15 protein-coding genes are annotated in these 11,446 nt (G+C 71.8%); 5 read left to right on the top strand and 10 right to left on the bottom strand.

Annotated elements, in window-relative coordinates; all coding sequences use genetic code 11:
- The 3 genes from QN152_12945 to QN152_12935 form a co-directional block, all read left to right on the top strand.
- The coding region (locus tag QN152_12945; GenBank protein MDR7540413.1) for a 3-hydroxy-3-methylglutaryl-CoA reductase at positions 1-1,148 on the top strand (1,148 nt) is incomplete at its 5' end.
- Between the two features lie 6 nt (positions 1,149-1,154).
- Positions 1,155-2,105 (top strand): diacylglycerol kinase family lipid kinase, encoded by a 951-nt coding sequence (locus QN152_12940; protein MDR7540412.1) that lies wholly within the window; start codon positions 1,155-1,157, stop codon positions 2,103-2,105.
- Positions 2,106-2,152: 47 nt separating this feature from the next.
- The gene (locus tag QN152_12935) at positions 2,153-2,746 is read left to right on the top strand and encodes a hypothetical protein (GenBank protein ID MDR7540411.1); all 594 of its coding nucleotides are present in this window, start codon (positions 2,153-2,155) and stop codon (positions 2,744-2,746) included.
- On the opposite strand, the gene QN152_12930 is transcribed toward QN152_12935, so the two are convergent.
- From QN152_12930 to QN152_12920, 3 genes are read right to left on the bottom strand one after another with little or no spacing between them, the layout of a single operon-like run.
- Positions 2,719-3,378: a lysophospholipid acyltransferase family protein gene (locus tag QN152_12930; GenBank protein ID MDR7540410.1), complete on the bottom strand. Its 660-nt coding sequence runs from the start codon at positions 3,376-3,378 to the stop codon at positions 2,719-2,721. The two genes, QN152_12935 and QN152_12930, sit on opposite strands and share 28 nt — an antisense overlap.
- Positions 3,368-4,885, bottom strand: a complete 1,518-nt coding sequence (cmk, locus tag QN152_12925) for a (d)CMP kinase (GenBank protein MDR7540409.1) — start codon at positions 4,883-4,885, stop codon at positions 3,368-3,370. The genes QN152_12930 and cmk overlap by 11 nt, the downstream gene beginning before the upstream one ends.
- The gene (locus QN152_12920) at positions 4,882-5,775 is read right to left on the bottom strand and encodes a cobalamin-binding protein (protein MDR7540408.1); all 894 of its coding nucleotides are present in this window, start codon (positions 5,773-5,775) and stop codon (positions 4,882-4,884) included. The genes cmk and QN152_12920 overlap by 4 nt, the downstream gene beginning before the upstream one ends.
- Between QN152_12920 and QN152_12915 the strand changes: the two genes are divergently transcribed.
- Together QN152_12915 and QN152_12910 are read left to right on the top strand one after the other, a co-directional pair.
- Positions 5,767-6,132 (top strand): tRNA-binding protein, encoded by a 366-nt coding sequence (locus tag QN152_12915; GenBank protein ID MDR7540407.1) that lies wholly within the window; start codon positions 5,767-5,769, stop codon positions 6,130-6,132. The genes QN152_12920 and QN152_12915 overlap by 9 nt on opposite strands.
- Positions 6,125-6,463, top strand: coding sequence for a DinB family protein (locus QN152_12910; GenBank protein MDR7540406.1), 339 nt, complete (start codon positions 6,125-6,127; stop codon positions 6,461-6,463). The genes QN152_12915 and QN152_12910 overlap by 8 nt, the downstream gene beginning before the upstream one ends.
- A gap of 76 nt (positions 6,464-6,539) precedes the next feature.
- On the opposite strand, the gene QN152_12905 is transcribed toward QN152_12910, so the two are convergent.
- The 7 genes from QN152_12905 to QN152_12875 form a co-directional block, all read right to left on the bottom strand.
- Positions 6,540-6,947, bottom strand: coding sequence for a PspC domain-containing protein (locus QN152_12905; protein MDR7540405.1), 408 nt, complete (start codon positions 6,945-6,947; stop codon positions 6,540-6,542).
- Between the two features lie 54 nt (positions 6,948-7,001).
- Positions 7,002-7,868 (bottom strand): CoA ester lyase, encoded by an 867-nt coding sequence (locus QN152_12900; GenBank protein ID MDR7540404.1) that lies wholly within the window; start codon positions 7,866-7,868, stop codon positions 7,002-7,004.
- A gap of 6 nt (positions 7,869-7,874) precedes the next feature.
- Positions 7,875-9,062: a D-alanyl-D-alanine carboxypeptidase family protein gene (locus tag QN152_12895; GenBank protein MDR7540403.1), complete on the bottom strand. Its 1,188-nt coding sequence runs from the start codon at positions 9,060-9,062 to the stop codon at positions 7,875-7,877.
- Positions 9,059-9,634 carry an SMC-Scp complex subunit ScpB gene (scpB, locus tag QN152_12890; protein MDR7540402.1) on the bottom strand — a complete coding sequence of 192 codons (576 nt, stop codon included), beginning with the start codon at positions 9,632-9,634 and terminating at the stop codon, positions 9,059-9,061. Before scpB ends, QN152_12895 begins: the two co-directional genes overlap by 4 nt.
- A complete protein-coding gene (locus QN152_12885; GenBank protein ID MDR7540401.1) occupies positions 9,631-10,380 on the bottom strand; it encodes a segregation/condensation protein A in 750 nt (249 codons plus the stop codon). The genes scpB and QN152_12885 overlap by 4 nt, the downstream gene beginning before the upstream one ends.
- A gap of 88 nt (positions 10,381-10,468) precedes the next feature.
- Positions 10,469-11,080: a site-2 protease family protein gene (locus tag QN152_12880; GenBank protein MDR7540400.1), complete on the bottom strand. Its 612-nt coding sequence runs from the start codon at positions 11,078-11,080 to the stop codon at positions 10,469-10,471.
- The coding region (locus QN152_12875; GenBank protein ID MDR7540399.1) for a diaminopimelate decarboxylase at positions 11,080-11,446 on the bottom strand (367 nt) is incomplete at its 5' end. The genes QN152_12875 and QN152_12880, both read right to left, overlap by 1 nt.

Genomic DNA, 11,446 nt, shown 5'->3' with positions numbered 1-11,446 from the left:
TCGCCCGGGCGCAGGAAGCGCTTACGGCACACACAGTCCTGCCGGTGGCGGTCGTGGGACCACTGCGCGTCTCCCTGGGCCGCTACCGGCTTCATCCCGAGAGCGGCCAGCCCGTCGAGGATGGCCGCAGCAGCGAGGAGGTCTACGTGCCCCTGGCGCACACCGAAGGCGGCCTGTCGGCCTCCATGCTGCGGGGCATCACCGCTGTGTACGCCGAGGGCGGCGTGCGTACCTTCGTCCTGCACGACCGGATGACGCGTGACTCCTGCTTCGTCTTCCGCACGACCGAAGAGGCGGTGGTCTTCTCGCGCTGGGTCGCCGATCAGGCCCCGGCCATGCGCGCCTGGCTGGCCGACCCGGCCAACCCCCTCTACGCACAGCAGGTTGGGGGCGTAGCCCGGCTGAGCCGGCACGCCCATCTGTGGGAGGTGGACACGCACGTGGTCGGCCTGGCCTGTCACGTCCTCTACCGCTACACCACCGGAGACGCGGTCGGCCTGAACATGATTACCCGCAACTCCCACGCCCTCAACCACGAGTTCATCCTCAAGCGCTTCCCCGCGCAGACCGGGATCCACCCTGTTCGCCTCTTCCTGGAGGCCAACATGGGCGGGGACAAGAAGCCCAGCGCCCTCTACTTCATCAGCGGCGGCCACGGCAAAACGGTGGTGGCCGAGGCTACCGTGCGCGAGGAGACGCTGCGCCGCGTCCTGCGCACCACTGCCGACGACCTGGCGGCGCTGGAGCATGCGGGCCTGCACGGCAGCCACGCCAGCGCCATGCAGTCGGCGGGGTTCACCCCCGCCTCCGCCATCGCCGCCATCTTCGCGGCCACGGGCCAGGACCTCGGGATGGTGGGGACGAGCAGCATGGCCCACGAGGTGCTGGAACGCGTGGCCGACGGAGTGCACCTCTCGGTCCGCCTCTCCAGCCTGGAGGTCGGCACCGTGGGCGGAGGGACGGTCCTGCCTTACGCCCGTGCCTACCTCTCCCTGCTGGGGTGCACCGGGCCGGGGAGCGCCTACCGCCTGGCACAGATCGTCGCCGCCGCCACCCTGTGCCTGGAGCTGTCTGCATCTGCGGCCATGGCCAGCGCAGGCAGCGAGAACTTCGCCACCGCCCACCTCAAGTCCAGCGGACGGACCTGACGCACCGTGCGCGCCTTCGCCATCATCAACCCCATCGCCGGGGGCGGCCGCGCGCTGAGGGTCTGGCCCGGGGTGCGAACCCGTCTACTGGAGGCTGGCTGGCAGGTGGATGAGGCCACCGCGCAGCACCGGGGGCACGAGGTGGAGCTGGCTGCGGCCGCCGCCCGGCAGGAGCGAGACGTGGTGCTGGCGGTGGGCGGTGACGGGACGGTCCACTGGACGGTGAACGGCCTGCTGGCCCGGAGCCAGCCCCGCCCTGCGCTGGCCGTCATCCCCGCGGGCACCGGCAGCGACTTCGCCGCAGCCGTCGACCTGCCGCCTGATCCCCAGGGGGCCGTCGAGGCGGTTCTGGCGGGGACGCGTCGCCGCGTAGACGTGGGGCTGGTCCACGGCCGCTACTTCCTCACCATTGCCACCGTCGGCTTCGGCGGTGAGGTGGCGCGGCAGGTCAGCGACTGGTCGGAGCGCCTGCCGGCCCGGCTGAAGACCCGGCTGCCAGGACCGGCCATCTACCTGGCCGGGATCCTCAAGATGCTGGTCGTCTACAGCCCGGTAGAGATGGAGGTGACGCTGAACGGCCTCACCCGGCGGCGCCGCCTGTTCATGCTGGGCGTGGGGAATACCTGTCGGGCGGCGGGCGGGATGCGCCTGTGCCCCACAGCTGTCCCTGACGACGGGCTCTTCGAGGTCCTCCCCATCGGCGATGTAACCAAACTGGAGGTACTCCGCCTGCTGCCCCAGACATTCAGCGGCCGGCATGTGACCCACCCGAAGGTGGAGGTGGAGGCGGCGGCCACTGTCACCGTGGCCAGCGACCACCCCCTGACCATCCAGGCAGACGGCGAGCTGATCGGGCACGTTCCGGCTACCTTCATCACCGTCCCCGGGGCCCTGGAGGTCCTGTCTCCTCCCTCCGGTCGCCCCATAGAACCCCATAGCGTCGGCCACGTCGGGTGAGGTACAGACCTCCACCCCGCCGCGCCTTTACGCGCCGGGAGCTCGCTGTGATCGACGCGCACCGGACGCCGCTGCAGGTGCAGCGCTTCCTCAACCTCCTGCGGTACAACCACCACCGGGTGGGCAAGACCCTGCGGTCCTTCCGGCAGGTGATCCGCGAAGGCGAGACCCACTGCATGGAGGCGGCGCTGGTGGCGGCAGCGATCCTGGAGCAGCACGGCTACCCGCCGCTGGTGGTCAGCCTGGAGTCGCAGGACCACCTGGACCACGTCCTCTTCGTCTTCCGCCGCCGCGGGCGGTGGGGTGCGGTGGCGCGGTCCCGAGACGCGGGGCTCCACGGCCGCAAGCCGGTATTCCGCACCATCCGCGACCTGGTCTGGAGCTACTACGACCCCTACGTGGACTTCACCGGGAGGATCACCGGTTACGCCCTGGTGGACCTGCGGCAGGTAAAGGCCGACTGGCGGTTTGCCCGGCGGAACATGTGGTGGCTGGAGCGCTACCTCATCCGGTACCCGCACATCCGGCTGCGCTCGTCGGACCGCCGCTACCAGCAGCTGCGCCGCCGCTACGTGGCCTTCCGCCAGCGCCACCCGCAGGCTCCAGCCGTCTACTACCGCGGGCGGGAGCGCTGGCTGTAGGTGAACTCCGCAGGGCCGGGCGCCTGCTGCTCCGGGGGCAGCAGCGCAGCGACCGCCTGCTCGAAGCGGCGAGTCCAGGTGCGGATCGCCTGCCCGGCCAGCCGCCCCTCCACCCTGGGCACGGCGATGGGCGGCCCGATGCGTACCAGCACGGGATACCGGCTGATCCTCCTGGCTCCTGCCGGTAATATGCGGTGGCTGCCGACGATCCCCACCGGGAGCACCGGCACCCCGCTGCGCAGCGCCCAGTAGGCGGCTCCCTCCTCGAACGGCTGCAGCCGTCCGTCCGGGCTGCGCGTTCCCTCCGCGAAGACCCCCAGGACGCCGCCGCGGCGCAGGACCTCCAGCCCGGCGCGGATGGCCTTGCGGTCCACCTGGCCGCGCCGCACAAAGAAGCTGCCCAGCGAGCGGATCCACAACTTGACTGGCCAGGGACGGGTGAGCTCCACTTTGGCCGCAAAGGCCACGGGCGCGCTCAGGGCGATGGCCAGCAGAGGTATATCCACCGCGCTGGCGTGGTTGGCGATGGCGATGAAGGGCGGACGGGGCTCGTGCTCCCGCCCCTCCACGCGGAATGCGAAGGCGCGGCGCAGGAACCAGGTGAACACCATGCGGTTCAGCCTATACCACACCGCTCCGCCTCCGGCACAGCGTCAGCACCTCCTCCACCACCTGCTCCGGGGTCTTGCCTGTGGTCTCCAGCACCACCGCGTCTGCTGCCAGCCGCAGGGGAGAGTGCGCCCGCTCCCGGTCCCGCCGGTCGCGCTCCTCCTCCGCCGCCTGCAGCTCCGCGAACGGCACCTCCACCCCCCGCTGCCGCAGCTCGGCGTGGCGGCGCCGGGCGCGTTCTTCGGGCGTGGCGCTCAGGAACACCTTCACGTCGGCGTCGGGGAAGACCACCGTGCCGATGTCCCGCCCCTCCATGACCACGCCGCCCGCGGCTCCGAGCTGCCGCTGCCGGGCGACCAGCGCCTCCCGCACGGGCGGGTGGGTGCTCACCCGGGAGGCGGCCTCGCCCACCTCCGGCACCCCCAGCACCTCGGTCACATCCTCGCCGCCGACAAAGAGCCGGGTGCCCAGGGGCGTTTCGCGGAAGTCCAGCTCCAGGGTGCGCGCGATCTCTGCCAGTGCCGCCGCGTCCTCCAAAGGAACGCCCCGGCGCAGCGCCTCCCGGGCCACCGCGCGGTACATCCAGCCGGTGTTGACGTAGCGCAGGCCCAGGGCCTGCGCCACCGCCCGGGCGACTGTGGACTTCCCGGCTCCCACCGGGCCGTCGATGGCTACGATCAGCCGGCGGCCTTCCATGTTCCGCATGGCCGTCCGGGGACTTCCCTCCCCCGCCACCACCCTCCTGCCCAGGACCGTCACATGCGGCCTGCCGGTGAGGGGGTGCGGCCGTACCAGGACGGCCGCCCCGTAGACCCGCTGCAGCACCTCCGCGGACAGCACCCGCTGCGGGGGGCCGGCGGCTACGATCCGCCCCCGGTCCAGCAGCACCAGGGTACGGCAGTACATCGCCGCCAGGTTGAGGTCGTGCAGCGCAGCCACCAGCGTCAGGCCCCCCTGGTTCAGCTCGGCCAGCAGGTCCATGATCTCCAGCTGCACGGCAATGTCCAGGTGTGCGGTGGGCTCGTCCAGCAGCAGGATGCGGGCGTCCTGCGCCAGCGCCCGCGCGATCAGCACGCGCTGCCGCTCGCCGCCGCTCAACGTCTCCACGAACCGCCCGGCCAGGTGCGCGATGCGCACCCGGTGCATGGCTGCGGCGGCACGCTCCCGGTCGTGGGCGCTGACCGGCCCCAGCCGCCGCAGGTGCGGCGTCCGTCCCATCAGGACCGCCTCCTCCACCGTGAAGCCCGCAGGCGGCCCTTCCACCTGCGGCACGGTGGCCAGCAGACGGGCCCGCTCACGGGGGGGCAGTGCCGCCGCCTCCCGCCCCTCCACCAGCACCGCCCCGGCGGATGGCGGGAGCGTCCCGGCCACCGCCCGGAGCAACGTCGTCTTGCCTGCGCCGTTTGGCCCGATTACCCCGATAAACTCACCGGGAACGATCTCCAGGGTGACGCCGTCCAGGGCCGCGGCGGCAGCGAAGCGCACACTGGCCCCTGCAAGGACGATGAGCGCCTGGCCGGGCGGGCTCACTGCCGGAACGCCCCCGGGTGCAGGAGGCGGGCAATCTGTTCCAGGCCGTCCACCAACCGTGGCCCGGGGCGGGAGATCAGACTGGCGTCCACCTCGTGGACGCGGCCGGCGCGCACAGCGCTCACCCGTGCCCACCCCGGTCGGCCGACCAGACGCCGCCTCCCCGGGTAGGTGAGCAGGATGACCTCGGGGTCGCGGAGGATGACCGCCTCAGGAGCCACCTGCGGCCATCCGCGGAGGTCGGCGAAGAGGTTGCGGCCGCCCGCCCGACGTACCAAGTCGTGGATGAACGTGCCGGCGCCCGCTGTCTGCAGCGGCTGGTCCCAGATCTCCACGTACACCCGGGGGCCGGCCCGTCCCTGCACCCGCCGCATCACCTCCGCCGTCCGGGTCCGCAGGCCGGCAACGAGCTGCTCCGCAGCCGGCGCGCGCCCCGTGACCCGCCCCAGGAGGTGGACCTGCGCAAAGGTCTCCTCCAGGCTGCGCGCCTCCACGGCCAGTACAGGCAATCCCAGCCGGATCAGGCGCTCCAGCTGCCCCTGCTGAAGGCCGGCCACCCCCACCACCAGGTCTGGGCGCAGGGTCAGGATACGCTCCGCGTTCAGGATGACCCCGCCCACGCGCGCCTTCCCCCTCAGCCCTTCGGGTGGGTAGTCGTCGGCGTCGCTGACGCCTACCACGCGCCGGCCCAAGCCCAGGGCAAAGAGGACCTCTGTGACGCTGGGGGCCGTGGAGACGATCCGCTGCGGAGGCCGGGGCACGGTCACGCGACGGCCCAGGGCATCGCGCACCGTCAGGGGGAAGCCCGGGGCCGCGGCGGCTGGCAAAGCGGCGAGCAGCCCCAGCGCCGCCACCCACAGGGCAACCGCCCGCCAGGAGAAGTGCCTCATCAGCCGAAGTATACGCCGGCTGTGGGCCTGATCACCGTAGATGACTTCCAGCGCGTGGAGATGCGCGTGGGGCGCATCGTGCAGGTGGACGACTTCCCCCAGGCCCGCAAACCGTCCTACCGCCTGCTCATCGACTTTGGCCCCTATGGCATACGCTCTTCCTCGGCTGCCATCCGCCCTTTCTACAGTCGGGAGGAGCTGCTGGGGCGGCAGGTCGTGGCGGTAACGAACTTTCCCCCGCGGCGCATCGCCGGATTCGCCAGCGAGGTGCTGGTGCTGGGGGCAGTGCAGGACGACGGGCGCGTGATCCTGCTGTGCCCCGACGCTGAGGCTCAACTGGGGGCGAGAATTGCATGATCCCGGACCGCATCCTGCGCAGCTTCAGCGTTCTGCCCGAGGAGCTGACCGGCCTGTGCCGGCGACACTCCTGGACCGAGCTGAAGACCTGGACGGCATCCTGGCCGCCTGGCGCCCCCAGCGGGAGGCCACCGTAGCCCTGGTGGCGGGACTCAGCCCGGCGGAGGCCCGTTCCCGCCGCCCCTTCCCCTGGGACCCCACAGAGACCGCTAGCGTGGAGGAGATTATCTGGCACGTGGTCACGCACGAGCAGTACCACCGCGGGCAGGTCTTCACCCGCCTGGCCCTGCTCGGCCGCCGGGACCTGCCAGACCACGACCTCCTCCGCTAACCCCGCCCCGGGCCGCGCTGCACAGGAATCCCTGAACATGCTCGCAGGGGCTGCGGAGCAGAGGGTGCGGAGCGGCTCAGATCCGCCCGGGACGCAATAGCAGCACCAGGAAGCCCGCGAGGATCAGCAGGAGGGCGACGATGCGCTCTCCGGTCTGTGTCAGCAGGTCGACGTTGCGGAGCAGCAGGTAAACCCCACCCAGGAGCAGGATCACGCCCAGCATGCGCATGCGCCGGGCTTCTGGGTCCTCCCGCCCGTGCTCCTGCGGAATCAGAGGGTCGGTGACCACCTGCGTTGGCGGCTCCTCCGGGACGATGAGCAGCATCACCAGGTAGATGAGGACGCCGGCCCCGCTCCAGAGGCTGAGCAGGACGAACGCCAGGCGAATCGGCGTGGGGTCGACGCCGAGGTAGCGGGCCAGCCCCCCGCAGACGCCGGCGATCCAGCGGTCCTCCCGAGACCGGTAGAGATGCCGCACCTCCATGCTCTCCCTCTCCCGCCCGCCCGGCGCTACAAGCGACCCACGTCCGGTGCACCGCTAGCCGCGGGCCTCTCCCTCCCTCGCCCGCTCCAGGATGCGCCAGGCCTGGCGGACCACGGGCGCGTCCACCATTCGCCCCTCTACCATGATCGCACCGCGCGGGGCCGCCTCATAGGCCTCGATCACCCGGCGCGCCCAGGCCACCTCCTGCGGGGAGGGGGAGAATATCAAGTTGGCCAGCTCGATCTGCCGCGGGTGGATCACCTGCTTCCCTGTGTAGCCCAGGGCGCGCGCCTCCTCTGCCTCCCGGCGGAAGCCCCCCAGGTCCTCGACCGTCGTGTAGACGACGTCGACAGCCTCCACGCCCGCCGCGTGGGCGGCCAGGGCAACCTGCGCCCGCGGATACCGCAGGTCGGCCGGAGCGACCGTGCGCGCCAGTCCCATAGCCGCGGCCAGGTCGTCCGCACCGAAGGCCAGCCCCACCACCCGCGGGCTGGCCCGGGCGATGGCAAAGGCCTCCAGTACCGCGCGCGGCGTCTCCACGATCACCAGCAACCGCAGAGCCCCCACCGCGATGCCCCGTTGAGGCTCCAGGGCCCCCAGCCAGGCGTCCACCTCCCGCACCTCCTCCGGACCGGCCACCTTGGGCAACATCAGGCCAGAGGCGCGAGGGTGCAGCACAGCCTCCAGGTCCTCCCGCAGCAGGCCGCTGGCGGCGGCGTTGGGGCGGACGAAGACGGCCAGCCGCTCGGGGAAGCCCTCCTCCAGGGCGCGGTGGACCTGAAGACGGGCGGCCGCCTTATGTGCTGGGGCCACGGCATCCTCCAGGTCCAGGACGATGGCGTCTGCGGGCAGGGTGCGGGCCTTCGCCTGCATCTGCGGCTGGTCGCCGGGGACAAAGAGGACGGAGCGCAGCGGCGGCATGCCGGCTCACCCGGAGGCGGGTGATGGGCGCGCCAGTAGGCCGCGCATCCAGAGAAGGACCTGTCGCCACAGCGGCCGGGACCGCACCTCCCCCACGGCCAGCAGCGGGACCCTCGTAGCCAGGCGCCCCTGGGCGTAAACCGCCAGGGTGCCGACCTCCACCCCTTTGGCGATGGGCAGCTGAAGGTCGGTGCGAATGCGGGCCACCGAGCGCAGCGCCGCCCGGCGCGGGACGACCAGCTCCACATCGGCCGGCGCCGCGGCGGCCACCACTTGGTCGGCACCGGGCGGGACAGCCCGCGCCAGCACGGTCCCCATGGCGGCGACCCGCGCCAGGTGAAACTGGGTAAACCCATACCCGAGGAGGCGAGCCGCATCCCCGAAGACGTCGGCGCTGTCCAGCACCACGGCTATCAATTGCCAGCCCTCCCGCGTGGCCGAGGCCACCAGGCACTGTCCCGACTGGGGAATCCATCCCGTCTTTACCCCGTCCGCTCCGGGGAAGGTCCACAGCAGCCGGTTTCGGTTCACCACTACCCGCGGCGGCAGCCCCGGGCGCAGCCAGGTGAACGTCTGCCGCCGCACCAGCTGGGCGACCTCCCCCCGGCGCAGGGCGGCGCGGGTGATCAGGGCCAGGTCCCGCGCCGTCGTCAGGTGGTCCGGGTGGTAGAGGCCGTGGGGGACGACGAAGTGGCTGCGGCGCGCCCCCGCAGCGCGGGCGCGGCGGTTCATCAGGTCGGCGAAGCCCTCCACCGAGCCGGCAGCGGCTTCCGCCAGGGCCACCGCCGCGTCGTTGGCCGAGGCCAGCAGCAGTGCCGCCAGCAGGTCGCGCGCCGGCCACCGCTCTCCGACCTCCAGGCCGATGGAGGAGCCGGACCGCTGCTCTGCCGCCCGCCGGGAGATCGGCACTGGGTCATCAGGGTGCAGGTGCTCCAGGGCAACCAGGGCTGTGAGGATCTTCGTGGTGCTCGCCGGGGGCCTGGGAATGTCGGCCGCCCGGGCGTAGAGGACAGCACCTGTGCGTGCGTCCATGAGGACGGCAGAGGCGGCGACAACCGGCGGAGGTAGTGCGGCGGCATCCAGGGCCGGTGCGGCTTCCCCAGGGGCAGCCTCCCCGGGAGCGGCCGGCGCTGAGAGCGGGAGCAGGATTGCAGCCAGCAGGGCGACGACGATGCTCTCCCGATGCAGCCTCATCGTTCCTGGCAATCCGCGTCCCCCGTTGCGGCGGGCGCGGCGGCGGGGGGCGCGCCGCCGGCCGCGTCGAGCGGAGGCAGATCGCTGAGGTCGCGCAGGCCGAAGTAACGGAGGAAGGCCTCGGTAGTGCCATAGAGGATGGGCCGGCCGGCCGTGGGCTTGCGGCCCACAGCCTTGATCAGCCGCCGCTCCTCCAACCGCTCCAGGATGTGCTCGCTGCGCACCCCACGCAGCGCCTCGATCTCCGGCCGGGTGATGGGCTGGCGATAGGCGACGATAGCCAGAGTCTCCAGCGCCGCCTGGGAGAGCGGCTCACGCCCCGCTGCTCCCAGGTAGCGACGCACCGCATTGGCGTAGGCCGGCCGCGTCCCCAGCTGGTAGCCGCCGGCCACCTCCTGCACCTCCAGCCCACGGCCGGCGTACTCTTGCCGCAGCAGGGCTACGGCAGCGACGACCACATCGGCGGGCGCCTGTATTGCTTCGGCGAGCTGGTGGAGACGGACGGGCTCCCCGCTGACCAGGAGGACGCACTCGATGGCGTTGGCCGCCTCCCGGATGCGGGGGTCGGTCATCCGGCCTCAGCTCCGGGTCGGTCCTCCGCCGGGGCGCGGGCGTAGATGCGGATGGTGCCGAAGCGGGCCTCCTGCACCACCCGCACGCGCAGCAGGCGGACGAGCTCCAGCAGGGCCAGAAAGGTGACCACGATCTCCAGACGGGTCGCCTCCGCCGGGAAAAGGGCGTAGAAGGGGACCCCTTCCGCCTCTGCGGCCAGCAGTCCCAGGATGGCAGCCATCCGCTCCGCCACGGTGATCCCTTCAGGAGGGATCTCCGCACCGCGCTCCCGTCCCCGCGCCAGAACCTCTTGGAAGGCACGCCACAGGTCGGTGAGGGCGATCCCCGACAACAGAGGCTCATCGGGCTGCTCCGGGGGGCGCAGGAAGACGCGCTGCTGGTAGGCCTCCAGAACGCGCAGCGCTGTGGCCACGTCCCTGAAGGCCCGGTAGCTTGCCAGGCGCTCCTCCAGGATTTCCTCCAGACCACCGGCATCCTCCACCGCTGGCTCCTCCACCGGAGGGGGCTGTGGCAGGAGGGTCCGCGCTTTGAGCTCGATCAGGGCGGCAAGCAGCCAGATGGTCTCCGTGACATCATCCGGATCCAGGTCCTGCCGCGTGCGAGCCAGGTACTGCGCAGCGATGTCCCCAAGAGGGATCTCCTCCAGGTCCACCTGCCCGCCCTGGGCCAGGCGGAGGAGCTGGTCCAGCGGACCTTCAAACGTACTGGTGCGGACGATGAGCGGGTCGGATCGGTTGCCGGTCACGGTGGACAACGGCCGCCGCAGGCGGCGTGCACCTGGTTTAGGTACGGTGCGTAGCGGGAAAATCCCTGCCCCCAGGCGGGGCCAAAGCTCACACCCTGCCCAGCCCGGTGGCCAGGTGGACCAGCCACAGCAGCGGGGGCAGCACCAGCAGGTCGGTGATCCGGAACCAGATGAGGGCGATGAGGATGAGGACACCGTAGGTCTGCAGGCGGGCATAGGCGATTCCCAGCCGCCCGGGTAGCAGGCCGACCATGATCTTCGACCCGTCCAGCGGCGGGACGGGGATCAGGTTGAATACGGCAAGGACGGCGTTGATGAAGACGACCATCAGCAGCAGCCGCCCCAGGGATCCCGCCACCTCCACCACTCCCAGCTTGAACGGCAGGCCGAACAGGATGGCCAGGATTACGTTGGCCGCCGGCCCTGCCGCGGCCACGGCGATCAGTCCGCGCCGCCAGTCGGCGAAGTAGGCCGGGTCAACGGGCACCGGCTTCGCCCAGCCGAACCCTGTCAGCAGGAGCAGGATGGTACCCAACGGGTCCAGATGGGCCAGGGGGTTGAGGGTCAGCCGGCCGGCGCGCCGCGGTGTCGGGTCCCCCAGCCGGTCGGCGGCATAGCCATGGGCGAACTCGTGGCAGGGTGCGGCGATCAGCAGCGCTATGGCCCGGAATACCAAGGTGGCCAGGGAAAGGCCGAGCACTACGCCAGGGGCCGGTCCTTGCGGACCAGGTCCTCGTAGGTCTCCCGCTCCACCACCACGCGGACCCGCCCCCCTCCGGCCAGGACGACCGCGGGCCGGGGGAAGCGGTTGTAGTTACTGGCCATGGAGTAGGTGTAGGCGCCGGTGGAGAAGACCGCCAGGAGGTCACCGGGACGTAGGGCCGGGAGCGCCGCCTCCCAGATCAGGACGTCGCCGGACTCGCAGCAGCGCCCGGCGACGGCCACGACCTCCTCGGGAGGGTTGCTGGCGCGGTCGGCCACCACCGCGGTGTAGCGGGCGCCGTAGAGGGCCGGCCGGGGGTTCTCAAACATCCCTCCGTCCACCGAGGCGTAGGTGCGCACGCCG

It is taken from the genome of Armatimonadota bacterium (assembly GCA_031459715.1).
Classification (GTDB): domain Bacteria; phylum Sysuimicrobiota; class Sysuimicrobiia; order Sysuimicrobiales; family Humicultoraceae; genus Humicultor; species Humicultor tengchongensis.
Note: the sequence above shows the minus strand (reverse complement) of the source record. Positions and strands in the feature narration are given on the sequence as shown.